The sequence below is a fragment of the Methanosarcina mangrovi genome, from assembly GCF_052057765.1.
Taxonomy (GTDB): domain Archaea; phylum Halobacteriota; class Methanosarcinia; order Methanosarcinales; family Methanosarcinaceae; genus Methanosarcina.
Genome location: NZ_CP195120.1, coordinates 3,149,153 through 3,174,233 on the forward strand (window position 1 = coordinate 3,149,153; position 25,081 = coordinate 3,174,233).

The 25,081-nt window shown below is 42.6% G+C and carries 25 protein-coding genes; 8 read left to right on the top strand and 17 right to left on the bottom strand.

Features of this window, described 5'->3' with window-relative positions; genetic code table 11:
• The first annotated feature begins 473 nt into the window (after positions 1-473).
• The 5 genes from ACSAZL_RS14025 to ACSAZL_RS14045 all read left to right on the top strand — a co-directional run bounded on the left by ACSAZL_RS14025 (position 474) and on the right by ACSAZL_RS14045 (position 6,612).
• The gene (locus tag ACSAZL_RS14025; protein ID WP_440945254.1) at positions 474-1,805 is read left to right on the top strand and encodes an MFS transporter; all 1,332 of its coding nucleotides are present in this window, start codon (positions 474-476) and stop codon (positions 1,803-1,805) included.
• A 78-nt stretch (positions 1,806-1,883) separates the two neighbouring features.
• A complete protein-coding gene (locus ACSAZL_RS14030) occupies positions 1,884-3,896 on the top strand; it encodes a serine hydrolase domain-containing protein (protein ID WP_440945255.1) in 2,013 nt (670 codons plus the stop codon).
• 269 nt (positions 3,897-4,165) lie between these two features.
• A complete protein-coding gene (locus ACSAZL_RS14035) occupies positions 4,166-4,714 on the top strand; it encodes a tetrahydromethanopterin S-methyltransferase subunit A (protein ID WP_440945256.1) in 549 nt (182 codons plus the stop codon).
• A gap of 585 nt (positions 4,715-5,299) precedes the next feature.
• On the top strand, positions 5,300-6,022 hold the full coding sequence (locus ACSAZL_RS14040; protein ID WP_440945257.1) for a hypothetical protein: 723 nt from the start codon (positions 5,300-5,302) through the stop codon (positions 6,020-6,022).
• Between the two features lie 11 nt (positions 6,023-6,033).
• Positions 6,034-6,612 (top strand): TVP38/TMEM64 family protein, encoded by a 579-nt coding sequence (locus tag ACSAZL_RS14045; RefSeq protein ID WP_440945258.1) that lies wholly within the window; start codon positions 6,034-6,036, stop codon positions 6,610-6,612.
• Positions 6,613-6,937: 325 nt separating this feature from the next.
• Here ACSAZL_RS14045 and ACSAZL_RS14050 read toward each other — a convergent pair whose 3' ends face one another.
• The 6 genes from ACSAZL_RS14050 to ACSAZL_RS14075 form a co-directional block, all read right to left on the bottom strand.
• The gene (locus ACSAZL_RS14050; RefSeq protein WP_440945259.1) at positions 6,938-7,132 is read right to left on the bottom strand and encodes a YwbE family protein; all 195 of its coding nucleotides are present in this window, start codon (positions 7,130-7,132) and stop codon (positions 6,938-6,940) included.
• 315 nt (positions 7,133-7,447) lie between these two features.
• Positions 7,448-7,699 (bottom strand): hypothetical protein, encoded by a 252-nt coding sequence (locus tag ACSAZL_RS14055; RefSeq protein WP_440945260.1) that lies wholly within the window; start codon positions 7,697-7,699, stop codon positions 7,448-7,450.
• A gap of 194 nt (positions 7,700-7,893) precedes the next feature.
• The gene (locus ACSAZL_RS14060) at positions 7,894-10,839 is read right to left on the bottom strand and encodes a heavy metal translocating P-type ATPase (protein WP_440945261.1); all 2,946 of its coding nucleotides are present in this window, start codon (positions 10,837-10,839) and stop codon (positions 7,894-7,896) included.
• A 127-nt stretch (positions 10,840-10,966) separates the two neighbouring features.
• Positions 10,967-11,137 carry a hypothetical protein gene (locus ACSAZL_RS14065; RefSeq protein ID WP_440945262.1) on the bottom strand — a complete coding sequence of 57 codons (171 nt, stop codon included), beginning with the start codon at positions 11,135-11,137 and terminating at the stop codon, positions 10,967-10,969.
• 354 nt (positions 11,138-11,491) lie between these two features.
• Positions 11,492-12,145 carry a flavin reductase family protein gene (locus ACSAZL_RS14070; protein ID WP_440945263.1) on the bottom strand — a complete coding sequence of 218 codons (654 nt, stop codon included), beginning with the start codon at positions 12,143-12,145 and terminating at the stop codon, positions 11,492-11,494.
• 307 nt (positions 12,146-12,452) lie between these two features.
• Positions 12,453-13,217: a nucleotide-binding protein gene (locus ACSAZL_RS14075; protein ID WP_440945264.1), complete on the bottom strand. Its 765-nt coding sequence runs from the start codon at positions 13,215-13,217 to the stop codon at positions 12,453-12,455.
• A 148-nt stretch (positions 13,218-13,365) separates the two neighbouring features.
• Between ACSAZL_RS14075 and ACSAZL_RS14080 the strand changes: the two genes are divergently transcribed.
• Positions 13,366-13,707 carry a winged helix-turn-helix transcriptional regulator gene (locus tag ACSAZL_RS14080; protein ID WP_440945265.1) on the top strand — a complete coding sequence of 114 codons (342 nt, stop codon included), beginning with the start codon at positions 13,366-13,368 and terminating at the stop codon, positions 13,705-13,707.
• A gap of 269 nt (positions 13,708-13,976) precedes the next feature.
• Here ACSAZL_RS14080 and ACSAZL_RS14085 read toward each other — a convergent pair whose 3' ends face one another.
• The 8 genes from ACSAZL_RS14085 to ACSAZL_RS14120 all read right to left on the bottom strand — a co-directional run bounded on the left by ACSAZL_RS14085 (position 13,977) and on the right by ACSAZL_RS14120 (position 17,686).
• On the bottom strand, positions 13,977-14,174 hold the full coding sequence (locus ACSAZL_RS14085; protein ID WP_440948857.1) for a heavy-metal-associated domain-containing protein: 198 nt from the start codon (positions 14,172-14,174) through the stop codon (positions 13,977-13,979).
• Positions 14,175-14,356: 182 nt separating this feature from the next.
• Positions 14,357-14,512, bottom strand: a complete 156-nt coding sequence (locus ACSAZL_RS14090) for a heavy-metal-associated domain-containing protein (protein WP_440945266.1) — start codon at positions 14,510-14,512, stop codon at positions 14,357-14,359.
• A 215-nt stretch (positions 14,513-14,727) separates the two neighbouring features.
• Positions 14,728-14,958 (bottom strand): hypothetical protein, encoded by a 231-nt coding sequence (locus tag ACSAZL_RS14095; protein ID WP_440945267.1) that lies wholly within the window; start codon positions 14,956-14,958, stop codon positions 14,728-14,730.
• A gap of 11 nt (positions 14,959-14,969) precedes the next feature.
• Complete coding sequence (locus tag ACSAZL_RS14100; RefSeq protein ID WP_440945268.1) at positions 14,970-15,929, bottom strand: 2-hydroxyacid dehydrogenase; 960 nt, start codon at positions 15,927-15,929, stop codon at positions 14,970-14,972.
• The gene (locus tag ACSAZL_RS14105; RefSeq protein WP_440945269.1) at positions 15,926-16,081 is read right to left on the bottom strand and encodes a hypothetical protein; all 156 of its coding nucleotides are present in this window, start codon (positions 16,079-16,081) and stop codon (positions 15,926-15,928) included. The genes ACSAZL_RS14100 and ACSAZL_RS14105 overlap by 4 nt, the downstream gene beginning before the upstream one ends.
• An 11-nt stretch (positions 16,082-16,092) precedes the next feature.
• The gene (locus ACSAZL_RS14110; RefSeq protein WP_440945270.1) at positions 16,093-16,242 is read right to left on the bottom strand and encodes a YHS domain-containing protein; all 150 of its coding nucleotides are present in this window, start codon (positions 16,240-16,242) and stop codon (positions 16,093-16,095) included.
• 219 nt (positions 16,243-16,461) lie between these two features.
• Complete coding sequence (locus ACSAZL_RS14115) at positions 16,462-16,779, bottom strand: hypothetical protein (protein WP_440945271.1); 318 nt, start codon at positions 16,777-16,779, stop codon at positions 16,462-16,464.
• Position 16,780: 1 nt separating this feature from the next.
• Positions 16,781-17,686, bottom strand: coding sequence for a hypothetical protein (locus ACSAZL_RS14120; RefSeq protein ID WP_440945272.1), 906 nt, complete (start codon positions 17,684-17,686; stop codon positions 16,781-16,783).
• A 460-nt stretch (positions 17,687-18,146) separates the two neighbouring features.
• On the opposite strand from ACSAZL_RS14120, the gene ACSAZL_RS14125 reads away from it, so the two are divergent.
• The gene (locus ACSAZL_RS14125; RefSeq protein WP_440945273.1) at positions 18,147-18,878 is read left to right on the top strand and encodes a sulfite exporter TauE/SafE family protein; all 732 of its coding nucleotides are present in this window, start codon (positions 18,147-18,149) and stop codon (positions 18,876-18,878) included.
• A gap of 203 nt (positions 18,879-19,081) precedes the next feature.
• Here the strand turns inward: ACSAZL_RS14125 and glgP are convergent, their stop codons facing one another.
• Positions 19,082-20,881 (bottom strand): alpha-glucan family phosphorylase, encoded by a 1,800-nt coding sequence (gene glgP, locus ACSAZL_RS14130; protein ID WP_440945274.1) that lies wholly within the window; start codon positions 20,879-20,881, stop codon positions 19,082-19,084.
• 158 nt (positions 20,882-21,039) lie between these two features.
• Here glgP and ACSAZL_RS14135 point away from each other — a divergent pair, with 158 nt between their 5' ends.
• Positions 21,040-21,285 carry a hypothetical protein gene (locus tag ACSAZL_RS14135; RefSeq protein WP_440945275.1) on the top strand — a complete coding sequence of 82 codons (246 nt, stop codon included), beginning with the start codon at positions 21,040-21,042 and terminating at the stop codon, positions 21,283-21,285.
• A gap of 270 nt (positions 21,286-21,555) precedes the next feature.
• Here the strand turns inward: ACSAZL_RS14135 and ACSAZL_RS14140 are convergent, their stop codons facing one another.
• Both ACSAZL_RS14140 and ACSAZL_RS14145 read right to left on the bottom strand, forming a co-directional pair.
• Positions 21,556-23,121, bottom strand: coding sequence for an ABC1 kinase family protein (locus ACSAZL_RS14140; protein ID WP_440945276.1), 1,566 nt, complete (start codon positions 23,119-23,121; stop codon positions 21,556-21,558).
• Positions 23,122-23,458: 337 nt separating this feature from the next.
• Positions 23,459-24,754, bottom strand: coding sequence for an APC family permease (locus ACSAZL_RS14145; RefSeq protein WP_440945277.1), 1,296 nt, complete (start codon positions 24,752-24,754; stop codon positions 23,459-23,461).
• Positions 24,755-25,081: the final 327 nt, after the last annotated feature.

Sequence of the window (25,081 nt, forward strand, 5' to 3'; positions counted from 1 at the left end):
ATTGATACTTTTAAAACTTGATAATACTTTATTTTCCTTGATAAAAGATCTGTGAAATTCAGATTCCATAAAGGGCAGATATGAGCTCCTTTATTATACATACAGGGATTTTAGTTAAATATAAGCAGACATTTATCCTTTATTACTCTTTTATGCATTGTAAAAGATGTAATATGAGCCTTATGGATAATGAAGGCCTTTTAAGTGTTTTAAAAGGTTTTAAATTCCTATTCCCGGGTTTAAAACCCTGAAAAACCTGCCAAGCTGTTTACACCCGGGATAATTCGCGGTAAGTGAGAATACTGCGGAAAAATTGCAGAAGACTTGCGGAAGGCTTCAAAAATTTCAAAACAGCCCTTTTTCTGTAAACTGAAGCTATGTTGTTGCAGTAGATTTAAAACGGACCGGGATCAAAAACTCCAAATTCTGGAAAAGAAATACTATAAGGCATAGAACCAGCATAGTATTCTGTAATGGAATCGGATGCGGAAACTCCCTTTGTAGATGGGAAGGCACTTTTTCCTCTGTATACCATAACGTTTATCGGAACCCTCGGGTTCGGCATCATACTTACTTTTCTTGTATTCCTTGTGACAAAATACGGAGGAAATGCCCTTGTCTATGGCATACTTGCCTCCACCTACCCGGCTTTTCAGCTTATTGGAGCCCCCATCCTTGGCAGGTGGTCAGACCTTTACGGAAGGAAGAAGATCCTGTTACTGAGCCAGATCGGGACCCTTATTGCCTGGGTCATTTTTTTTGTCGCCCTGTTCTTTCCCGTAACCCCCCTGATAGACGTCAGTTCTGACCTGCTGGGCGTTTTTACGGTTACCCTTCCCCTGCTAGCGCTCTTTTTTGCGAGGGCTCTTGACGGCATTACAGGAGGAAATGTATCTGTTGCCAATGCGTATCTCGCAGATCTTACTCCCGAAGAAGAGAGAAATAAAAACTATGGCAGGATGTCTGTTGCCTCAAATCTGGGATACGTCTTTGGCCCTGCCCTTGCAGGAGTCCTTGGAACGACGGTCTACGGCGAACTCTTACCCGTATCCGTAGCCCTGCTAATCTCAGTTGTAGGGACTCTCATCGTGCTTTTTCTGCTTCCGGATTCCCGGTCCTGCACCCTTAAAGAATACCCGGAACCCACGGGCATAAGAAAAGTCTTCGGACAGGAACAAAAAGAGTGTTATCAGGTTGAGGCGGGAAACAAAGTAACCTTCCGTGAGATTTTCAGGCTTGAATACATTCCTTTTATGCTGGTTGTTTACTTTCTTATCTTTCTGGGCTTCAATATCTATTATACTGCATTCCCGGTCTTTGCTGTTGTTGCCCTTGAATGGAACCCTGCCGAACTGGGGATCTACTTTTCCGTAATCAGCATACTAATGGCTTTTGTGCAGGGCCCGGTCCTCGCAAAACTTGCAAAAAGATATCCGGAGTCGATCCTGGTTGTAGTCGGCGGCTTTATTCTGGGCTTGCAGTTCATCCTGATAATCCCCGGAAACCTGGCCCTCTTATATCTGGCAGCTGTCTGTTTTGCATTCGGGAACGGGGTCATGTGGCCCTCCATCCTCTCTATCCTCTCAAAATTCGCAGGAAAAAAATATCAGGGTTCGGTTCAGGGCTTTGCGATGAGCGCGAGCAGTCTCGCAAGCATAATCGGCCTTCTTGCAGGAGGCCTGCTTTATACGCAGCTTGGAGTTATAGCTTTCCTGATCGCAGCTGCAATCATATATCTGGTCGTTTTCCTCTCACTCAGGCTCGTTAAAATTGAAAAAGCCGGAGTCGAAGGAAATAGTAGTTGATAAAGTAGTAGTTGATAAAATTTCAGCTGATACTTCCAGAAACAATTGAGCATATAAATTACCAGATGGTGCAGGATGATGAAGCATCGGAATTACCACAACCGCAGCATAAGTTCGATTACTCATTCATCAGGGTGCTCAGCAATCGGGCCGGGAAGAAAAACATTCATTTTTACCCTTGGTCTGGTAGTTGTTTTCCTGACTTTCAGTGCAGCATCCGCTTCTCCTATAAATTCGGATGTTACCTCAAACGCCAGCGGGCCAACAAATTCAGCAGAGCTGGAAGCTTTCATGGATGGGGCTGTAAATGCACAGCTCAATGCCAATCATATTCCCGGAGCAACCGTGGCTGTGGTCAAAGACGGCCAGATCATTTTTGCCAAAGGCTATGGTTATGCCGACATTGATAAACGCCAGCCGGTCGTTGGAAATCAAACTCTTTTCCGTGTGGGCTCTGTCAGCAAACTCTTCGTATGGACGGCAGTGATGCAGCTTGCTGAACAGGGAAAGCTGGACCTTGATGCCGATGTTAACACTTATCTCAAGGACTTCCAGGTCCCTTCTACCTATTCCAGGCCTATTACTCTCAAGAACCTTATGTCCCATACATCGGGTTTCGAAGATTTAGCTATCAGTGGACGCTTTTTTGTGCACAACTCAACTGACATTATGCCGCTCGAGGAGTACCTGAAAGAGGGAATGCCTGCTCGAGTGCGCCCTCCCGGAGAACTAACCGCCTATTCTAACTATGGCTCCGCTCTGGCTGCATATATTGTTGAGCAGGTATCTGGAATGCCTTTTGATAGGTATGTGGAAGAGAATATCCTGCTTCCGCTGGATATGAACAATACGACATTCGACCAGCCCCTGCCGGCCAGACTGGCTTCGAATATGTCCATCGGATATGCCTATTCGAATAACGCTTACACAGCCAAGCCATTTGAATACGTGCAGGTCTGGCCGGCAGGTTCTATGAGTTCCACCTCTGAGGATATGGCGAAATTCATGATTGCCCATCTTCAAAACGGAAGGTATGGCGATAAGCGTATACTGCAGGAGGCTACAGCACAGCAAATGCATAGCCGCCTCTTCACGAACGCTCCAGGGGTCAACGGTGTAACTTACGGATTCCTGGAGATAAATCCGGAAAATCCGAGAGTTATAGGGCATGGAGGCGACACTATCCTGTTCCACACCCAGCTGGCGCTAATACCAGAAAGCAAACTTGGCCTTTTTATCTCCTTGAACGAAGAAGATAGCGAATTTGCAGCCACTGAGCTACTGCAGACTTTTATGGATCATTACTACCCCATGCCACCCCCCCCTGTCCCAGAACCCATCTCCGGCTTTGAAAAGAATGCAAGTCTTTTTGCTGGCAACTATCGCCCAACAAGGAACGCTTACACTAACTTTGAAAAATTAACTTCTCTCTCCGACAGGATACGGATATCTCCGGGCCCGAACAGCACCCTCATAATTTCTCAGATCACCGGGGGGTCAAAAGAATGGGTAGAAATAAAACCGCTGACCTTCAGTCCGGCTGATGGTCTGCCTTCCCGGGACGGCCTGGTCTTTGGCAAAGATAGCCAGGGCCACATAAATTATCTCTTCATAAAACTGGATCCCACAGCAGCCTATGAGAAAGTGCCCTGGCAAGATGATCTCAGCATTAACCTTTTCCTGCTGGGAAGTTGCATTCTCCTTTTCTTATCGACGCTCATCTGGCCGATAAGCCTGATTATCAGGCACTCTCCTCGAGAGCCCAAAAAACCTGTCAGAGCCGCCAGATTGTTTGCAGGCGGAGCCAGCATGATTAACCTTCTGTTCCTGACAGGGTTAAAATTCCTTTTCCAGGATAAACTGGCAAATATAGAATTTATATACTCTGTCTCTACCTTCCTGATACTCCTGCTGGCAATCGCCCTGATAGCTGCAATTCTGGCGCTGGGATCTGTCGTATTCGCAGTCCTTGCATGGAAAGATAACTACTGGAGTTATCCTGAAAGAATTCATTACAGTCTGGTGGTCATGGCTTTGCTGGCATTTGTCTGGTGGCTCAATAACTGGAATTTGCTTGGGTTCAGATTCTAATTTGATCTTATGCCGATGAGAATTTGATTGAATTCTTGAGTTCCGTGCACTGTAAGAAGGAGAGTACTCGGAAATTTCCTGAGTATTAAAGTTGAGAAAACTAGCATACCCAGAATATGTTCGCAAACTTTGATTCAAGAAAATATTCAAATTAATAAAATAAAAAAAGAAACTATTTTCAATGAGAACCCAGAGAATAAATTCTGGTAACTGATCGAAAGTAGAAAACCGGTTTATTTTGAACAATTAACGAGCTTAGGAGTGAAAATATGGAATGGCCTGTGACCCCCGGAGACTACGTAACAGGAGATGAGAATTCGAACGTAGCTGTGGTAACTCTTTCATCTGACTACACGGCATGGGGACTTAAAAACTATGCAATCTGCGGAACCTGTTTCACTGAAAACTTCGGGATTGAAAAGATCATAACCAATGTACTTGCAAACCCGAACATAAACTGCCTGGTAGTTTGCGGAGCGGAAAGCGCTCACTTCGCCGGCCAGTCCCTGATAGCACTTGCCGAAAACGGAGTTTCAACAATGGCGGGTTCAAGAAAAATCGCCGGCTCAAATTCTCCCCTTCCCTATTTAAACGAAATCCCAATGACTGCAATCTCTCGCTTTCTCAGAGAGATAAAAGTCATAGACCTTGTGGGAAATAAAGACCCTGCAACCATCCAGAAGGCGATTGATTCCTGCGCCAGGGAGAAAAGAAGCGAGGCTCACATTATCTCAATGCCCGAAATAGATGAAAACAGCTGGAAAAAGTACGAGCAACTGGTAAAACAGAATGTGATGTCAAAAATAAAGAAAAAATGATCTTAAGAAGCCGTGGAAAGGATTTTCACGCTTCTTAACATTTTTCGATTAAACCAGAATCTATTATTTCCTGTTCAAGCTGCTAAACTCAGGAAAATGACGCCGGATGTTGCAGAATCTGGTCTGGTATCGAAAAGTCATATTAAAAACAAAAATCTTAAGTTCTTTGAGAAAATTTCAAAGTAAGGATGTATCCTGCTGGCCCGTCCCTTCTGGAATTCATAATAGATAATTGCAACACTGAAAATCTGCCCGGAAAAATAAAAAATTTACTATACTTTACAATTGGCGTGTTTGCTTCTACAATTATCTTTTTTTGCATTTTTCGCCTGCTTGGAATAGCTTTTTGATTAATATAACGTCAGCAGATGATGTTTAGAAAGAAATGGAACATAACTTTTTTAGGGCATTTTAAGAAGAGGGATTTACTGGTTATGATGACTTTTTAATTTCTGCCAATTTCAATGAGCCCCTTTCATAATTTTTTTACAACTTAACCGAACAAACGGAAAAATTTAAATGCTATTTTCAAATAATGAGTGACAACGAGTATAGAACCATATCAGTCAATTGGAAGATCAGTAAATGAAAAAAGCCCTAAAAACATTTATCAACACATTTTTAATTATTTCGTTACTCGTTTTTATAACTGGTCTTTTTATAGTATCCTTTCCTATATTTCTAAATACCTATGCCCATTTATTGTTTAAGTGGAGCGGATCTGAATCTAATAACTTTGATTATCAAGTTTATTCAAAAGAAGAATTTGCAGCAAAACATTTTAATACAACGCTAACTCCGCAAGACAATTTTATTTCACTTTTCAAAACTCATTATGTGGCTAAAAACTCTGACATTCGGGTTGTTACATTTAGTAAACTAAAAAATCCTGATAATAACTCGAGCTCTACTTTTTATGGAATCATTTCCCAAAACAGCTCATCTAATTTAAACGCATCTAGTTTAATGTTTCAAGGTGAGATAAACAACTCAATAATTTTTAATTTACGCACTTATTCAAGTGAGGAATTTGTTTCAGGATACCTTAATAGCTCGTTAACTTCTCATGATGACTTGATTTCACTCTATGAGAATTACTACGGTCTTGAAGATTCTGATGTCACATTTGTCGTCTATGATATTCTGCATCCTCAGGATCGATCGATCCATACGTTTTATGGAATATTTCAGAATCAAGACTGCATCGTTACGATTACTTGGAAAGAAAATCAAATCGTTGAAAATAATAGCAGACTTCTTAAAGACGACCAATCTGCCAGTATAATCAGTCAGAGAAGGCCAAAATAGAGGTCTGAAAAATGAAAATAGAATTAAATAACCCTAATACGAAACAAAAAAAAACTGTCTTTTTTATTTGGATACTTGTGGTTATAGGAGGAATGATGTTATACGTCATTTTTCCAGATAAAATTAATCTACTTTTCCTTAAAAACTTAGTTAAAGATCATTACCTAGCTGTTCTTATAACATATTTCCTTTTATTATCTTTTAGAGGGCTTACTATGATCCCCTCTACTCCTCTTCTACTAGCAGGAATTATTATATTCAACCCTATCGAGCTTTTTATATTAAACATGCTAGGAATACTGGTTTCATCTACTCTTGTATATTATTTTTCTAGGTATATAGGCTTTGATTTATATTTTGAAATCAGATATGACAAATACATTAAAAAAATAAGAAATGGATTCAAAGACCATGAGATTCCGATCATTGTAGCCTGGAGTTTTTTTCCCCTTGTCCCAACAGACTTAATAATTTATGTTGGATCTACCTTAAGAGTAAATATATTTAAGTGCCTATTGGGAGTTTTTGTAGGAGAAGCAATACTAAATGCCTCATACATTCTTTCAGCACGTATGATATTACAGTTGTAATGTTCTTTTGTAACTCGTATAAAGGATAGCAGCTTTTTTAGAGCTGCATTTTCATAAAACAAACGTAGGCTGAGAGGGTAGCTTTTCAAAGATTACAATTCTTCCTCTTTTCGAGGAAAATAGGATATAAACTGAATCCTTTTTGTTTCGTTATTATGCTTACGCGTGAAGAGACTCTTGCCATTTACGAAGCTGGCCCTGAAGCTATAAGCATGATCTTGACTAAGGAAGGTTATTTGACATGCATATTTCGCCTGTTTGGAATAGTTTTTCTACAAGTATGAGTCAACATATGATGTTTAGAAAGAAATGGATCACAACTCTTTTAATAAATTTCCTTAACCCTTCCAACCTGCCCGTCAGCTAATTGAACTTTTATCCCGTGCGGATGGGTTGAAGAATTGGTCAAAATTCTCTTTACAATGCCCCGGGTAATTTTTCCGGTTCTCTGATCCTGTTTTAAGACAATTCCTACATTTAGTCCTTCTTTAATATTTGCTCTGATACTGCCATTGTTCATGGCAGTAGGTAAATTCGTTGTTATATAAATCAGTAGGTTGCCCCTCATTACATGGTAATATCCTGGGTTACTATCCGCGTTGAGCCGTCCGAGTTAAGCTTCCCGAATTGCACCTCGAGATCACAGGAAATCGGAGATTTTTCAAAATTTGTGGTGCAATCGCAACAGTGCACGGTCCGTTTCGCTGCGCTCAAGAGGACTAATAAAAAATAGTTCTGACCCGTAACATTATTCGCTGTACTGGGTCGTTTTTGTCGCGCTCGATGCAGGCGAGTGGTCTTTCTTCTTCAGTCCATCTCAAAAAATTGATGTTCATTACTTCTTTTTTTCTCTGCTTTCAAGCCTGTCAATTATCCTGGGCCAGAGGGATAGGGAGATTATCATGGTGATCACTAAAACAAAAATAGAACCCGCAGCGATGTCTACCATAGTGTAGGCTACTTCTCCCCGGTACATGTTAGCCAACAGAGTCCCAAGCAGAAAAAGGTTCATCAGCACCAGCGAGGTAGCAATACTTGAGATTAACACGAGTCTGGCCCTTTTGTCTTTGGATCCGAATTTTACCATAGAATTCACCATCAATAAATGCATGTTCGGAATTCCCGAAAACTTAACCTTTAACAGGTTCATCGGAGGAGTTTTGAAAGTACGCATGCAGAAAAGTTAGTAAGATATCTCTCATGCATGCGTTTTTTGGCTTTTCTTTTATTCAAATCTGCTCTAAATTAAATTATTCAGCTTCAAAAATATCTGCCCTGAACTTATTTAATCCTGCTTCTTTTCATCAGCAGGGAATTGGTTGTTACGGAAACCGAACTCAATGCCATGAAAGCGGCAGCAAGTTCCGGCGTAATCAGAATCCGGTAGAAAATCGGGTACAGAATCCCTGCTGCAATAGGGATGCCTATAGTATTGTATCCGAAGGCCCAGGCCAGATTTTGCTTGATCTTATTAATGGTGAGCCGGCTCAGTTTAAGCGCTGCGACCACATCCTGAGGGTCATTTTTTATAAGCACTATTTTTGCCGATTCCATTGCCACATCCGTACCCGCTCCCATAGCGATTCCCACATCGGACTGGATAAGGGCTGGGGCATCATTAATTCCGTCGCCTACCATGCCGACGAGTTTGCCTTCCGTCTGGAGCTTTTTGATTTCGTTTGCTTTGTCTTCGGGCAGCACCTCGGCAAGCACTCTCGGGATCCCGACTTCAGCTGCAATTGCCCCGGCTGTGATTGCGTTGTCTCCGGTTATCATGACCACTTCGATACCCATTTTCTTCAGGGTCTCGACTGCCTCTTTAGAGTTCTCTTTCAGAGTATCGGCAACCGCAACAAGCCCTATGGCTTCGCCTCCGAAGGCTACAAGCATTGCGGTCTTCCCGTGCTCTTCAAATTTGAGCATCTCAGCTTCCAGGCTCCCAAAAGGAATTGAGTTTTCTTCCATGAGTTTGCGGGTTCCGAGCAGAATCTTCCGGTTTTCAAGATAGGCTTCGATTCCTTTTCCGGGAATCGAACGGAAGTTTTTTGCCCCGGCAAGGCTGATCTTTCTTTCTTCTGCACCTCTTACGATGGCTTCTCCCAGTGGGTGCTCGGATCCTTTTTCAGCCGTTGCGGCAATGAAAAGCACTTCACTTTCCTCGCGACCGGAAACTGCAAATACGTCCGTAAGTTTCGGAGTGCCTTCGGTCAGGGTCCCGGTTTTGTCAAACACGACAGTGTTAAGTTTATGCGCCCGCTCAAGGGCTTCCCCGCCTTTGATCAGAATCCCGTTTTCCGCGCCTTTGCCGGTTCCGACCATAATAGCTGCGGGGGTTGCGAGCCCAACTGCACAGGGGCATGAGATTACAAGGACGGTGATAGCTATAAGCAGGGAGAAAAGGAAGGGACTTATCCCTCCGAGACCTGCGGACTCTCCTACCCCGTAACGCCAGTAACCGATGAAGAACCAGAAGAAGAAAGCCAGAAGGGCAATTATATGGACGGCTACGATGAAGTTGCCGGCAAAAACATCTGCGATCCTCTGGATGGGGGCCTTGCTTGTCTGGGCTGCTTCTACAAGCCTGATTATCTGGGCAAGGGCTGTATCGGCTCCGACCTTTGTAGCCCTGAACCTGAAAGAGCCTGTTTTGTTAAGGGTAGCCCCGATAACCATGTCCCCTGTACCTTTTTCAACAGGGATGCTCTCCCCGGTGATCATGGATTCGTCTATTGCAGAGCTTCCTTCAACTACAACCCCGTCAACAGGTATCTTTTCTCCGGGGCGGACCACAACGATGTCTCCGACAACGACTTCCTCTACAGGGACTTCTTTTTCCTCGCCGTCCACAAGGATCCGGGAGGTTTTAGCCCTTAACCCCATCAGTTTTCGGATGGCTTCTGAGGTCCTGCCCCTGGCTTTTGCTTCAAGGTACCTGCCAAAGACTATGAAAATTATCAGGAAAGCGACCGTGTCATAATAGAGAACGTCATAGCCCGGACCCAGGTTGAGGAAGGTTGCCGCTACACTGATAAGATAAGCTGACCCGGTCCCTGCAGCAATCAGCAGGTTCATGTCGGTTACGCCGTGCTTGAAGCCTTTGAAAGTCCCGACAAAGAACTGTCTGCCCGGAAAGAGCAGGATAAGGGTAGCCAGTACAAAAAGTACTATCGGGTTGGAAAAGATTGAGGGCACGAAGGAGAGGAAGGGAAGCATCATGCTCATATTTCCGAGGGAGACAGGAATGCCCAGCAAAAGAGCAATTATCAGGTTATTTTTCTGCCTGCGAATCTCAGCTTCCCTTGACACCTGTTCTCTGTCTTCGTACTCCACGGTTTCAGCCTGGACAGAGGCTCCGTACCCTATTCCCTGAACTGCGGCAATTATTTCCCGAACAGAGATGCGGGAGGAGTCAAATTCCACAAAAGCTTTTTCAAGCGGGAAGTTTACGGAAACCGAGATTACGCCATCGGTTTTATTGAGGACCTTCTCAATGTTTGCAGCACAGGAGGCGCAGCTCATGCCCTGGAGGTTCAGGGTTACTTTATCTTTCTCAACTTTATATCCTATGGATTCGATAGCCTCTTCAATTTCCTGAGGAGAGATCAGGGAAGGCTCAAAGCTGACCTTTGCCCTGCCGAGTTCCAGATTAACGGCTACGGAGTCCACGCCCTCCTTTTTCTTCAGGACTTTCTCGATGTTCAGGGCACAGGCCGAGCAGGACATCCCCGAAACTCCAAGGGTGATTTCTTTTAAACCTGTTTTTTGACCTGAAGCGCGGGATACTTCTTTTTCTGCTTCTTCTACCAGGGGGAGGGGGCACGTTTCTGTCAGAGGGCACGTCTGAGAGGATTCTTCGACTTCCTCTTCCTCTCCCTTTTCGGCCCTCTCTTCCGTTCCCTCTTCCACACCCGTTTCCGATCCTTCTAAATCCCCCTCAGAAGATTCTGAAACCGGCCCTGCAGGTGCTTCTCCCCAGGCAGGTTCTGTGGTTTCTACCTGGGTCTCCTCTTCAGTTTCTACTTCGGGTTCTGTAGAATACCCGGCCTTTTGGACAGCCGCCTTAATATCATCAGGGCTTACCTTCCCAGGATCAAAAATAACAGTTGCACTCCCGGCGTCGAGATTGACATCTACAGACTCCACGCCCTTGAGAGAAGAAATAGCATCTGCGACTCTTTTCTGGCAGTGACCACAGGTCATGCCATAAACTCCTATCGTAACTTCCATCGGATATGCCGCCTACTCTGTTTTTTTAGGAACTCTTGGAGTTATATAACTTCTCCGGGTTCCAATATTTATTCATACACAACTAATTTATAACCAACTTATTCAAACAGGGGCTTCACCCATATAATTAGAATTTGTGCCTTTCAATATAATTAGTCTTTGAAACAGATGATATATATAAGTTACATGATAATTGTAAGGATTCGTATCCGGCTTCTCGAATAGCGGCCTTAACTTTCTTCAGCTCTGCCTTCTTTTCATCATACTCAACAATAATCTGTTTTTTCAGAAAGTTCACTCCCGCTTTCCGTACGCCTTCAAAGACTTCAATTGCTTTTTAACTCCAATCACGCACTTCTTGCGGGATATTCCTTCAACCTTTATAGTTTATTGATTCAAAGTTTCTATCTACAATTATATGCTAGAAACAATAACTTTGAGTTCATAAAAATAGTATGAAAATTATACAAGTAGACGTTGTATAGAGCGGGGATTTGCAGGTATAAAGCTTCAACCTGAATGAAAGCTTCAACCTGAATGGAGCTCCACGACGATGGATGGATCCAGAAAGCCAGAATTTACAGGTATAGAGCTTTAACCTGAATGCAAAAGACTCTAATCCCCAATAATTACACAACAACTTCTACCTGTATTATTGTACTTCCTTTTCTTTATGCATCCATGATAATGGATCTTTACCGTCCTCAAACATAGCTCCAAAAGGCTCAAATTTACCTATATCGCTGGCAGTGCTGAAATGCATCCCACGGTCTGATCCTGTCATCATCAAGGGTTTAGCCTTTTCTATATCCCACGAACCGTCTTTCTTGTTATATATAGTATCTTCCACCTCAAGGTGTACTACTTTACCAAGAATCAGGAGATAAGGGAAGCCACCGTATACTTCTTCATGTATACTATGCAATTTGCACTCCATCCATGCATAGCAGCCTTCAATCCCCGGTGCTTTTACCTTATTTGAAGGTCTTTCCTTTAAACCGGCCAATTCAAATTCATCAACATTGAAAGAAACATGCATGGCTGTTGGTATCACTTTATCCACCATGTCAACGCCAGGCATATTAAGAACAAACCCTTCCGTACTTTTAATATTAGCATATGTGTCTCTCATTTTCGCTGAAGCAACACAAACTAAATCCAGTGGGCGTAAAACAGGCATAACGCAAGAATATGGAGCTATGTTTCGAATACCGTCTTCACTGATAGTGGATATAAATACCACCGGCAAGGGTATCAGCGATTCTCTCTTAAAATTTTCCAATATCATATTACCACCAGTTTCCATCGAACTTTAGTTAACAAAATTAATATTTTTTTTCAAACAGTATTATTAATCCAATAAAATGGATAGAAAATTCAATCCCAAACCGTGAAAGAATAGCTTTTAAATCGTTGAAATAAGGCTATTAAAACTTTTAAAATAGGACTTACGCACCGGGCAAAAAAACACATAAGTAAACGCTGCAATTTAAAACACTGCATCTAGGCATTTAATGGTTTAAAGCCCTCAATATTTCAGTTCAACTTTGTAAGTCCTATATTTCTAAGAAATCAATTAATAATATTCACTTATTGTAATTGTCTTCTTTTTTTCAAGATTGGGGTCCTGATACTAAAAAATCTGAGATTGATTCGATTTCCGGAAGTTCAACGTTTAACTCGTCTCCAGCAAAGCCCGCCTGAAAAACTTCCGGGCTCGATGGAATTGAAGCCAGGAGATTAGTTTTGCCCAAAGCTTTCATCATTAACTGAATTCCCACTTCATCCACACGATTAAGAATAAAATAGAATGGTTTTCCGGCTTTTTCCGTAAGTTCTCTTATTTTTTCGGAGAGCCGGATAGATTCGTAAGACGGATCAAGTACCATTAATACAATGTCACATCCCTCTTCAACCCCTCTTCCGAAATGTTCTATCCCTGCTTCCGTATCCACAAGTATCAGGTCTTCGGATGTAGTTTCAATATTAGTCAGTAAATTTCTTGCAAGTGCGCCCATAGGACAGGCGCAACCTTCCCCGAAATCGTGAATTTTGCCGATAGCCATTACTTTTATGTTCTCTTTTTCTACAGTGTAAGCCTCAGGAATGTCGGATATTTGCCACTTATTTTCAAAAAGACTTAAAGTATCGCCTCTCTGATATGCCCCCATCAATTTTTCTCCCAGGCTTCTCTTTCCCCCCAGATAATTCATGAAATCTTCGGGCATTCCAACTCCAAGCTGCCTGTGAAGCCCGAAGTTTGATTCATCACTGTCCACTACAAGCACGTTGTAACCTCTTTTAGCCATAGATTTTGCAAGCATGGCAGTGATCGTACTCTTGCCACTACCTCCTTTACCACATATAAGAACTTTCATCCAGTCACCTCTATAAAAAATTTTATTTTTTTGCCTTTTCAAAAAGGTAAACAATAATAAAAAATCTTTAAATAATAGCACTTATTATTAATAATCACAATAATTTTGATAGTATTAATAATATCAAGTTTATAGTGATGAAGTAACTATGAAAAAGAATAGTAATGGGATTTGCCTGTGCCCTCTCGAAGGAATTATCACCACAATATCCAAAAAGTGGGCTATCCTCATTATCAGCGCCCTCGGACATCATGAAAGGTTGCGATTCCACGACCTCATGGGCGCTCTTGAAGGGATCAGTCCCAAGACACTCACGGATATGCTAAAAGAACTTCAGAAAGAAGGCTTGATCCACCGGGAAGCATTTGCCGAGGTACCTCCACGGGTTGAATACTATTTGACAGAAGATGGAAAAAATCTTTGTGAGGCAGTTATTCCTTTGATACAATGGGTCGAGAATCGGGATGACATACATCAGGAAAACACGTAGTTATCCCGGTATTTTCTTCAATATCGTGCAAACATCAGCCTTTCAAATAGCTTCATCAATAGCCTTAGTTATATCTTCAGACTGACTTTTTGAGGGTCAATTAACAATTACACCTTCTAACTCTTATTTACCCCCAAAATATACATCTTCATGAAAAAAATAGCATCTGCTACCCTTTTCTGGCAGTGACCACAGATCATGCTGCAAACTCCTGGCGTAATTTTCATCGGATATGCCGCCTATCCAGAGTTTTCAGACTGCCTGTCCGCTCAAAAAGCTTTTACAGTTTCCCAGATATTTTTATAACCTGCTTCAAGCAGGGTCATCCTTATGACATGCGCATCAGTTATCCGGCTGTCATAGGTTACATTTACCGTTCTTTCAGGGACGTTTACGTTTACATGAGAAACCCCATTAATAGAGGCTATAAGCCTGGTAACCGTGTCTCTGCAATACCTGCAAATCATGTCGTCCACTACAAGCGTTGTCTCCCCGATGAATTCACCCCCAGACCATCAGCTGCTTTAAAATAAACGCTTTACCCATGTTATAAAAGTCTGTACCTTTTACTATATAATGAATTCCTCGAACCCAAAAAATTGAGTCGTTTAAGACTCATTATTTAGAGGGTCGAACGCCTCATTCAAGATCAGAAGGGCTCATACCCGGTTTCTTTTATCGCAGCTTTGATTTTCTCGACATCGGTCTTTCCCTCGTCGAACTCGACAACAGCCTGTTTGTTCTCAAGACTCACATCTACTTTCTGTACGCCCTGTACACCTTCAATTGCCTTTTTGACTCTCATTACACAGTGCCCGCAGGACATGCCTTCGACTTTTATGGTTTTCTGAGTAATCGTTTCAACTCCAATATTTATCCAGATTATTCTATCTAATAAATTTACTGAATGCTATAAGAATAATGTGCATGGAATATTTGCTTAACTGTGACACTACATTTACATTGTTCCGGAACCTCTACTCCTGGTAACAGAGGGAAACCACACTCAGTTTTTCGGTCTCATTTTGAGAATCCGAACTGAGACTTCACCCACCACCAGTTCATGGAAATATGCACAAGTACTAGTACGGCCAGACTGAAGCCCGTTATCAGGTGCAAGTTCATTAAGCTCTTTGAATCTTCCCATCCGAACAAATCGACGAACCATAACCTTATGCCTAGTAACAACTGCACCGTGAGGAAGAGAAAAAGGGCAACGTTAAGAATCTGGAGCTTGAGCTGTTTGGCCATCTGCAGACTCCTTAACCTTTTAACACCGAGGGGTTCACAATATTCTGGGGCTTTCCCTTCGCAAACATCTCCACGTTCTCAATACTGACATAAGTGCACTCATCCAGAGATTCTTCAGACAAAAATGCAATATGCGGAGTCAAGACTACATTATCCATCACTAGAAGCGGACTATTCATTGGTAGAGGTTCTTTTTCGAAGACATCCAGCCCTGCTCCGGCAATCTTTTTTTCCCTAAGAGCTTCTATGAGTGCTATTTCATCAACCACTTTTCCCCTGGAAGTGTTAATCAATATAGCAGTTGGCTTCATCTTTGCCAGTTCTCTCGCACCTATCATATGCTCTGTTTCGGGTGTAAGAGGCACATGCAGTGTGACTATATCGCTCTCTGAGAGCAGAGTGCCCAGATCGACGAACTTTACTCCCAGAGCCTTTGCCCTCTCAGGACTGGGGTGAGCCGTTACAGAGAGCACATTCATGTTGAACCCGTGTGCGATCTGTATCACCCTCTTACCTATTTCACCTGTTCCCAGCACGCCTATGGTCTTGCTCATGAGCTGGTTGCCCACATAGTACCTCCAATCGAATAATCCTTCTCGCAGGTTCATATCTGCCAGATGGACTCTTCTGTGCAGATTAAGGGCTAAAGCAAAGACAAACTCCGCCACCGACTCGAAGGCATAACTGGGGACGTTCGAAACAATCACTCCGTTATCAGTGGCCGCCTCCAGATCTACATTATCGAAGCCCGTCTGCCACAGAGAGATAAGCTTTAGCCTGGGCGCAGAACTTATAGCCTTGGCGTCAACTCCGTATCTTCCTACTATTACAACTTCAGCATCCTTTATTCTCTCAATGAATTCGTCATGAGAGAAAGGCACATTTTTGTAAATTTCGAGTTCGCCCAACGCTTCGAGCCGCTTTTTGTACTCTTCCGTCAGGAATATGGGGTCTGCTACTACTATCTTCATACGCCACCCCGGGAATTAAAATACTGCACAGGATTATCGTCAAACTTCCTGCAGGAAAAGCTGAAAAAACAGTACGCTCTGCCTTTGTGCTCTGACCTGAAGATAGCTAACTTGCTTTCACATCCCATCTTGCCCGGTTCCAGGTTCCTCATACCTGCCACCCTCAGAACTCGATATACTTCTCCGGATTTTCATCAAACTTCTTTTTATCCGAAAGGGCACAGAAGTAGTACGTGTTTCCTTTGTACTCACTCTTGAACCTTGCATCTTTCTCATCCAGTTTCATCTTACAAACAGGATCAACTACCGTCATAATAACCCCCAATGATTTAAGATGCGTCAAGTTATTTTTATTTTATCACCCGATGCTTAACCATAAAGTCGGAATTCTCAAATCATCCAGAGCACGGGATAAATTCTGAGTTTCAGCCATACAGCCGGGATTATACTTATCCAGACTCTACCAGACCCTTTTGCCTCACATCTTACCTCCGAAAAAAATAATTCCAGACCAGCATGAAAACATTGGATCTCACTCCATTAGAAAGCGAACGGTCAACTCTGCAAGGATTCCAAGAATCAGGATCAGGGTCACGACCATCAGTGCAGTCGACCACAAACCTGCATCGTAAACCCTCAAGGACTTTCTCACACTCTTCGAGCCCAGCAGCAGCCCGGAAGAGAGCACGAATAATATTATCGTTATTATGCTCACGGATATCCAGTGATGACCCGTAAGCTCCGCCAACGGTTGTCTAAAACCGGTTGACAAATCATGGGTGATGATGATGCAGCCGGTTAAAAATATGGTAATTACAGCCGCTGCTATGAAAGTTGCTGATTCTTTCATCTCAAACCTCCGTTCCCGTCTTTCCGGCATTGGATATAATCCCTCCCATCAGGAACATGAGCAGCACCATGAAGAGCGCCAGGTAGGCAACCATCGTCAGGGCGCGCCTGGACTTGGTTTCACCCTGGAAAGCATCTCTATCGAAGATGTGAAGGGTAATGGAAAGAGCAAAAACGATTATGGGAAGGAAAACAAAGATGTGCTCTTTTGCCTCCATCACAATCTCATGTGCCCAGGGGTGCGGCCCTGCAAGGATCACAGGTTTTACCCGAAAGCCATAGGCAGTTAGATAGTTGTAGCCTCCTGCTATCCAGCATCCTGCAGTTACCAGAAATGCTGTAAAATAGCTTGCTATCCTGGCCCTGGCAAGTGACTTATCTGCTGCATATAGTATTTCCAGAAATATCCAGACAAGAGCAAGGGCAGCCAGGCCTCCAGATATCGAATGCAAAAGGACAAGACTACTCTTTGTCCCGGCAACAACACCATTGTACAGTCCCCAGCTGGCATCAATAACCAGGATTGGTGCAAGGGAGTAGCCCACTATTTTGTGCAATCCTCTGTACCAGGCTCTATTTTTTAAAACCAGACCTGGGATAATCTGAAGAACTATGATTAAGATGAGGATCAAACCAAGCTTTCCGTGAACGGATGACAGTATCGATTCTCCGTGCTGCAACTTTATCAACAAACCGTAGATAAACGATCCAAGCATGAAGGTTCCAAAGTAAATGCCATCCCTTTTATGAAGCTTAAAAATATTACCCCGGCTTCTCTTTATTCTTCCCCTAAGCATGGCCCCGGTTGTAAGAGTATAGACCATCAGCACCAGGCTAATGATAGCTATCAGGGCATGACCCACCCAGCTCTCATACACTAGAGCAATACCACCAATAATTGAAAGCAAAACCAGACCTATGTATATATCCGATATTGCTGATCTTCGGTTTGATTCTTCAGAAATTTAGAACCCCCCAATACTGCCTTATTTTGAAAGCTCCTCAGCTATTTCAGTTACCCTAACCGGATCCGGTTCTGGTCTAAAACCAAATCACACAAGGTGAAGACCTGATTGGTCAGAAGAATTCTTCGATATTCGGAACCGCTTTTTCTAAAAAACTGTTCACATGCGAGATCTCCTTTAATGATGCCTTAGAACATGAATAGCCCCAACGAACTCTTTCACGGACACCCTTTTCGAAAAAATACAGTCATAATAAAATATGATTATAATAAATATTATAATTAGTATAATATTACTTTATTATATCATTTAAAAAAAGCCCTGGATTTCAACGGGCACTTCTTTCAGATCTGGATCCGATCCCGAAAACATAATGCATTAACGCAGTCAATATAACAAAAGTATGCTTGCGTATGAGGAAACTATTTTCGTAGCTCTGCTCACGCTGCTGGCAAGCGTGATCGGGACTCTGGCCGGATTCGGGATATCCACAATTATGGTGCCCATTCTTCTGATGGTATTTCCTCTGCCTCAGACCCTGCTTCTGGTGGGCATAATTCACTGGTTTAACGACATCTGGAAAATGATCTTATTCCGGAAAGGCATAAGATGGAAGCTTTTCCTTACCTTCGGCCTTCCCGGAATCTTCACAAGTTTCATAGGATCATCTTTATCCTTGAGAATCTCCCAGGAGGTCCTTTCAAGAGCTTTAGGGTTGTTCCTCCTGGCTTATGTTCTTTTCATCATCTTCAACCGGACCTTCAAGCTTAGCCAGAGGTTATCGGTAGCAATGTCCGGTGGAGCCCTTGCCGGATTTTTTGCAGGTATCTTCGGCATCGGCGGGGAGATAAATGCGGTAGCTCTAAGCACTTTTAACCTCGAGAAAGCTGCTTATATCGCAACTGCAGGTGCCATATCTTTCATGATCGACTCTACAAGGATAGCAACCTATATCAAAGGAGGTACCGAGCTGGACCCTGTCATTTTATCAGGTTTTCTGATCTTCATACCCGCATCTTTAATCGGGGCAATGATCGGGAAAAAAGGAGTTGAAAAAATACCCCAGGGAAAATTCAGGAACTTTGTAGCAGTATTCATACTTTTATTGGGCCTGAAGCTGGTGCTGTTTCCATAGCTTGATAGTACCTTTTGTTTATGATTCCTGTGCATTTTTCGTGACCTTGCGCCCCTTATCAGGCTAATAGTGAATGGATAATGTGACAGAACAATTCGGAGATGAATACAGGGAAATAAATGCGGAACAAGGGACTTTTGGTTCCAAAGTTGAGCATCCTTGGATAACAAAAATAAAATTTAGTTAAACTAAGCTCTTCACTTTCAAAGATATGCCTCGGTGATATACCTTCGCATCATTCTATGGCTGTTGAAATAATAGGCGGTCTTGGAAATAGAACTTCTCATCATCTCTCTCCACCCGTCCCTGTCATGATAAAATTTGGGGATGATCAGATATTCCATCTTATTGTAAAGATCTTTAATCTCAATTCTTCTCCTTTCATTTTCTCCTATGGGTACCATGGGATAAGGCCCGATGGCCCAGCCGTTGACGCCCTCAATGCAGCCCTCTATCCACCAGCCGTCCAGGATGCTGAAATTGATAGCTCCGTTGCAGGCGGCCTTCATCCCACTTGTGCCCGATGCCTCCATTGGGGGCAGGGGCGTATTCAGCCACACGTCCACGCCGGAAACCATCCTTGCCGCCAGATCCAGATCATAATTCTCCAGGTAAACCGCCTCGATCTCTCCTCTCAGCCCGGTCATGTAATTGTAAATCTCTTTAATGACACGCTTTCCGGCATCATCTTTAGGATGCGCCTTGCCCGCAAATACAAGCTGCAACTTTCCAGTTCGGTTAATCTCTTTTAACCTCTCCAGGTCAGAAAATAACATTGCAGCACGTTTATAAGCAGTGGCTCGGCGGGCAAACCCCAGAGTTAAGACGTTGATATCCATAATGAAGCCGGTTTTCTCAGCGATATGGTCTAATAGAGCCTTCTTGGCTTTCAGATGAGCGTTCCAGATCTCCTCATGCGAGACCTCATCCACCCTTACCAGAAGTTCCGGCTCATTCGCCCAGCCTGGGACATACCTGTCGAAGAGCTCCCTGAAAAACTCACATGTCCATCTACAGGGGTGAACTCCGTTGGTTATTCCCCGAAGGTGGTATCCGGGAAAGAGCTTTCTGGAATATTCCATATGCGCATTGGTCACACCGTTCACATATTTGCTCAGATTCAGGGCCAGATACGTAGCATTTAGATTATCCACTCCTGCATATTTTTTTATATTCTCCGGAGGAAACTCTTCTCCCAGTAATTTTTGTACATCTGCGTAAGAGAACTTATCAAAAGCAGCTGCTACCGGCGTATGGGTAGTGAAAATGCATAAATCCCTGGTTCTGTCCGCGTCCATGCCGTTTCTCTTCAAAAGCTCCAGGGTGAGCAGGCTCGAATGTCCTTCATTCATGTGATACTTGCGGATCTTGAAGTTCAGGGCTTCGAGCATTCTCACGCCTCCGATGCCCAGGACTATCTCCTGTTTCAGCCTGTATCTGTTGTCGCCTCCATAGAGGAAGCTGGTAATCTCCCTGTCATCTCGAGAGTTTTCCGGCAAATTTGTATCCAGGAAGAGGACTGGAACCAGTCCACCGGTGGGGCTCTGATAGTCGTAGATCCATGATTTGATCTTCACCTCATTGCCTTCAATCCTGACATTCACTGTTTCCGGCAACGGTCTCAGGAATCTCGATGGGTCCCAGTCTTCCGGGTACTCCAGTTGATCGCCACTATCCGTTATCTTTTGTTTCAGGTACCCTTTTCGGCTCAGTAAAGTGACCGCGACCAGAGGAATTTTCAGATCTGCGCCGGATCTTATAGTGTCTCCTGCCAACACGCCAAGTCCACCACTGTAGGTGGGCATTTCACTCCTCAGGCCCGCTTCCATGGAGAAATAGGCGATTCTCGGGCTCTCCAGAAAGCTGCGTTTATGCTCCTCGTTGCAGAAGTAATATGAGCTGCCCCTGATTTCCGCCTTGAACTGTGCCTTTTCGGTGTCTACAGGCATTCCACAAATAGGGTCTATCTGGATCATATGTTGATTAATAATGAGCTCATCCATAATGATCTCATCCCAGAACCCGTTTCCTCGTTAGCAGTAGTAGTCTTCGGGCTTATTAAAAACACTAACGGAGAAGCCTATTGAAAATACCTGACTCTGAGAAACTTTATGTTTCATTAATCCAGATGACTATAATAGTTAAAAGTGGGGTGAAATAAATGGAACAGCAATTAAAACCATTAGCACTTGGCTTAGCTGCAGCAATCGTTTCTGCAATAATCATGGGTCTGCTCGGGATACTTGGAAATTTAGGGATTTACATGGGTGCTGTTGAGATGATGAGACAGTGGCATATGTTTTTCTCGTTAACTCTAACCGGTATAATTGCTGGAATGATCGAAGCTGCAATCATTTCTTTTATTTTCGCATACTTGTTCGGGATATTCTATAATAAATTTGCTTGACCCGGATGTAGGTAAGAGTTTCATAACTTGAGGTCTCAATCCGTATTTAACTTGCCAAGGAATTCTATTTATTATGATTATTATAGAAACTGCGATGCCAGTCGACATCCACGTTCCTGATCCGCATCCACTGCCAATACCATCACCGCGGCATCCGCCATGAATGAGATCAACGAAGTAAAGAGTTTCCCCGGTTAGAATTATTATGTGATCTTAAGATGAAATGAGAACTTTTGGTAGTAAGTGGTAAAGTAAGTGACCAAGTAAAATTCAGGAACGAATAATCGAGTATATCCCTGCCAGAAGCCCGCCGGCAAATCCAAGAATACCCAGTAAAACAATGTTTCCTTCTCCCCTGATTATCAGGTATGCGGAAGAAATAATTACTACAGCTAAAAATAGATTTTTTGACATTTCATCAAGGAAGCGATATTTTTTAATAACATCGCTTTTGCCCTGTAGCTTCTCTATCCTGTATCCGCGTATGGTTTTGATAACATCATCGATACCGAGAGGGATATTTTTAAGCGTATTCGCATACTCGTCAGCTTCAAACTGGATACCTTCCACCATTTTTCCAGGAGAGTAACGCTCTTTCAGTGCTTCAGCGATTAATGTTTTTGCTTCATTCATAATACTATAGTCAGGATCAAGTTTGAGGCATACAGCTTCAATAAGCAAAACAGCACGTTCAAGCGTGGAAAACTCAGCCGGCAGAGAGATATCATGTTTCAAAGCGAGTATTGCGTATCTGTCGCTTTTTCGCCCCCCTGCCCCATAATGCTGATCTGCTATCAGATCATCCATATCTCGCTTAAGGTTATGAACGTTAACGTCTTCTTCGGTAAGATTACCAATTTTTAAAAACGTATTGGTTGCCATATCAACGTTCTTTTTGTATACGGCATAAAAGAAATTCAACATATTCCGCTTTAATTCGCCGTCAATCGTTCCAACCGCTCCGAAATCAATGAATGCGACGGACCTGTTCTGAGCTATAATGTTTCCGCCGTGCGGGTCAGCATGATAAAACCCGTCCAGATATACCTGCTTTAGATAACTCGAACCTATGAGCTGTGCGTACCTTGACTTTGTTTCCTGATCAACACCAGTTAAATCTTTAATTTGAGTGCCTTCTATGTAATCCATGACCAGGACACTTTCGCGGCAGTAATCCATGTACGCATCCGGAATTATCACATCCCTAATATCTTTGAAGTTTTCCTTCATCCTTTTCATATTTATGGCTTCAAACCTGTAATCAAGTTCTCGATGCAGCATTTCTCTAAATTCATATAGGAATGCATCAAAATTGAAATTTTCACCCGTTCCGATTATTTTAACCAGAATCGGTTTCATATCCTCGATAATAGCAAGATCCAGATTGATCGTATCAATAAGATTCGGACGGGCAATCTTTACGGCAACTTTCTTGCCTTTCAAAGTACCTTTGTAAACCTGTCCTATTGATGCGCTTGCAATGGGTTTTGTGTCAAAATTATCAAATATGTTCAGTATGTCATTGCAGTGGTAACAAACAGGGCTATGTTCGTGTTCCCCTCCTGAGATTCCACAAATACATTCGGCTTCAAAGGATTCTCGCATCTTTTCAAAATCAAGAGGTGGGACCTTATCCTGCAATTTTTCCAGTTCCTGGATATAGATAGGAGGAAGCAGATCGGAACGTTTGCTCAATGTCTGGCCAAGTTTGATAAAAGTGGGACCAAGTTCTTCAAAAGCAAGGCGAAGTTTTACAGCGTTACTGCGGTTTTTTAAATCAATGGAACATGTACATTTTTTGTTTGAGATATAATCTCTGTGAATATCTTTGTACAAAAGGGGAAACAAATTATACTTAAAAAATACTTTTGAAATGGTAAGATATCTATTTACTTTTTCAAACATTATTACATATTGAGAGCTTTAAGTAAATATAAATTAAGCTTAATAATTTTCTCTTAATGCGCCTGCTCCAAAACTAATAGCTTTTGAAGAACTGATCCCAAAACTAAAACGCCTCTTCCAAGTTCTAATTTGGTACAATCAGCAGAGTTCCTGACCATGAAAAAGGTTCTAAAGCCTCACTGATACACCTCACTGATATAAAGATAAAAAGTGATTTTGGGAAGAGCTCCACATGTAAAGCCAGGTTCAATATTAAGTCTGCTTGTGGTCATTCCTGATTCGGGTGTGAACGTAAAAACAGTTTTTCTCCAGCAAAAATAAGTAACATCATTATCAGGGATATGACTACCAATAAAGTATCGGTAGATGCTTTTGTCAACAAAAGAGCGCTGAGCACAGCAGCATCAAGAATGATTGCCGTAATGACGATATAAGATCTTATTTTAATTTTTTCACGCATATTACGTAAAAGCCCCCAGTGTATCATAATATCCATAACTAAATAAAAAATTGCCCCAAGAGAGGCAATCCTGCTCAGATCAAAAAAGATTGTTAACAATATAGCGACGACAATCGTGTAAACAAGGGTATGTTTCTGGATATCACCCGGCATACCGAAATGCCTGTGAGGTATTAAATCCATGTCCGTTAACATGGCAAGCATGCGGGACACTGCAAAGACACTGGCAATTATCCCGGAAATTGTTGCGATAATCGCTAATGCTACGGTAAACCACAAACCGTAATTCCCAAAAACCGGTCTTGCTGCCTCTGCCAGTGCGAAATTCTTTGCCTCAATGATTTCAGGTAGAGTAAGACTGCCTGCCACTGCCAGAGATACTAAAAAATAAATAATTGTACAGATTGCTATGGAAATAACTATTGCTCTACTCACATTTTGATGAGGATCAACAATCTCCGAGCCACTGTTAGTGATTGTTGTAAAACCCTTGTAAGCAAGTACGGCCAGTGCTACGGCTGCTAAATATTCTTCCGTTGTGGTTGCCATCGCATCTGTAGACGCGTAAGTAAAAGAAAAGTCTGCAAGCCATAAGCCAACAATTCCAAAGATAGCGATACCGGTTATTTTTATTAAAGCCATAAAGAAAGAAAATTTTTCAATCACACGGTTGCCAGAGATATTAACTGCAAAAGCAAAGACCAGTAACCCAACACCTAAAAGCGGTACAAGAAAACTGCCCTCATCCATATTAAAGAGTTGTATTGTATAAGTCCCAAAAGTACGCGCAACAAGACTTTCGTTGATCACCATGGAAAAAGCCATCAGTAACGCACCAAAACCGGTCATTACCCCTTTTCCGTATGCTTTTTCCAGGTACATGGCGATTCCTCCGGCTGAAGGATAAGTGTTGGAAAATTTGACATAAGAATATGCGCTGAAGGCAGTTACAACCGCACCTATAAGAAATATGATTGGAAATAACATTCCAGCCAGTTCGGCGATCTGTCCCAGCAGTGCAAAAATACCTGCACCGATCATAACACCGGTACCCAAAGATACGGCACCAGTAAGAGTTAGACTATTTGATTCATATCTATTCATTTCTGGTTCCGTCCAAATTCTCATGTGTTTTCATAAATATTCAAATGGGATGCATAAGCAGCAAATCTGCTGGTTTCTATAAAAGATTTTTACCGGACTAATTTTTCTCTTTCAGCGCGTAACAATTTATACCTGAAAGTTTTTAATCCATTTTCAAAGCCGAATCTGTTTAACCCCGAATACTACTCTTTTCGCAAACTATTGAGAATCGGAACCGAACTTCGTCCACCATGAATTCATAGAAATATGCGCAAGCACGAGCACAATCAGACTGAAGCCCGTTACCAGGTGCAGATCTATTAAGGTCCGGCAGTATCCTCCATCCTG

Excerpts from the sequence above, each read along its gene's own strand:
- ACSAZL_RS14025 (WP_440945254.1), top strand. The coding sequence starts at position 474 with ATGGAATCGGATGCGGAAACTCCCTTTGTAGATGGGAAGGCACTTTTT.
- ACSAZL_RS14030 (WP_440945255.1), top strand. The coding sequence starts at position 1,884 with ATGAAGCATCGGAATTACCACAACCGCAGCATAAGTTCGATTACTCAT.
- ACSAZL_RS14035 (WP_440945256.1), top strand. The coding sequence starts at position 4,166 with ATGGAATGGCCTGTGACCCCCGGAGACTACGTAACAGGAGATGAGAAT.
- ACSAZL_RS14040 (WP_440945257.1), top strand. The coding sequence starts at position 5,300 with ATGAAAAAAGCCCTAAAAACATTTATCAACACATTTTTAATTATTTCG.
- ACSAZL_RS14045 (WP_440945258.1), top strand. The coding sequence starts at position 6,034 with ATGAAAATAGAATTAAATAACCCTAATACGAAACAAAAAAAAACTGTC.
- ACSAZL_RS14050 (WP_440945259.1), bottom strand. The coding sequence starts at position 7,132 with ATGAACAATGGCAGTATCAGAGCAAATATTAAAGAAGGACTAAATGTA.
- ACSAZL_RS14055 (WP_440945260.1), bottom strand. The coding sequence starts at position 7,699 with ATGGTAAAATTCGGATCCAAAGACAAAAGGGCCAGACTCGTGTTAATC.
- ACSAZL_RS14060 (WP_440945261.1), bottom strand. The coding sequence starts at position 10,839 with ATGGAAGTTACGATAGGAGTTTATGGCATGACCTGTGGTCACTGCCAG.
- ACSAZL_RS14070 (WP_440945263.1), bottom strand. The coding sequence starts at position 12,145 with ATGGAAACTGGTGGTAATATGATATTGGAAAATTTTAAGAGAGAATCG.
- ACSAZL_RS14075 (WP_440945264.1), bottom strand. The coding sequence starts at position 13,217 with ATGAAAGTTCTTATATGTGGTAAAGGAGGTAGTGGCAAGAGTACGATC.
- ACSAZL_RS14080 (WP_440945265.1), top strand. The coding sequence starts at position 13,366 with ATGAAAAAGAATAGTAATGGGATTTGCCTGTGCCCTCTCGAAGGAATT.
- ACSAZL_RS14085 (WP_440948857.1), bottom strand. The coding sequence starts at position 14,174 with ATGATTTGCAGGTATTGCAGAGACACGGTTACCAGGCTTATAGCCTCT.
- ACSAZL_RS14090 (WP_440945266.1), bottom strand. The coding sequence starts at position 14,512 with ATGAGAGTCAAAAAGGCAATTGAAGGTGTACAGGGCGTACAGAAAGTA.
- ACSAZL_RS14095 (WP_440945267.1), bottom strand. The coding sequence starts at position 14,958 with ATGGCCAAACAGCTCAAGCTCCAGATTCTTAACGTTGCCCTTTTTCTC.
- ACSAZL_RS14100 (WP_440945268.1), bottom strand. The coding sequence starts at position 15,929 with ATGAAGATAGTAGTAGCAGACCCCATATTCCTGACGGAAGAGTACAAA.
- ACSAZL_RS14105 (WP_440945269.1), bottom strand. The coding sequence starts at position 16,081 with ATGAGGAACCTGGAACCGGGCAAGATGGGATGTGAAAGCAAGTTAGCT.
- ACSAZL_RS14110 (WP_440945270.1), bottom strand. The coding sequence starts at position 16,242 with ATGACGGTAGTTGATCCTGTTTGTAAGATGAAACTGGATGAGAAAGAT.
- ACSAZL_RS14115 (WP_440945271.1), bottom strand. The coding sequence starts at position 16,779 with ATGAAAGAATCAGCAACTTTCATAGCAGCGGCTGTAATTACCATATTT.
- ACSAZL_RS14125 (WP_440945273.1), top strand. The coding sequence starts at position 18,147 with ATGCTTGCGTATGAGGAAACTATTTTCGTAGCTCTGCTCACGCTGCTG.
- glgP (WP_440945274.1), bottom strand. The coding sequence starts at position 20,881 with ATGGATGAGCTCATTATTAATCAACATATGATCCAGATAGACCCTATT.
- ACSAZL_RS14135 (WP_440945275.1), top strand. The coding sequence starts at position 21,040 with ATGGAACAGCAATTAAAACCATTAGCACTTGGCTTAGCTGCAGCAATC.
- ACSAZL_RS14145 (WP_440945277.1), bottom strand. The coding sequence starts at position 24,754 with ATGAATAGATATGAATCAAATAGTCTAACTCTTACTGGTGCCGTATCT.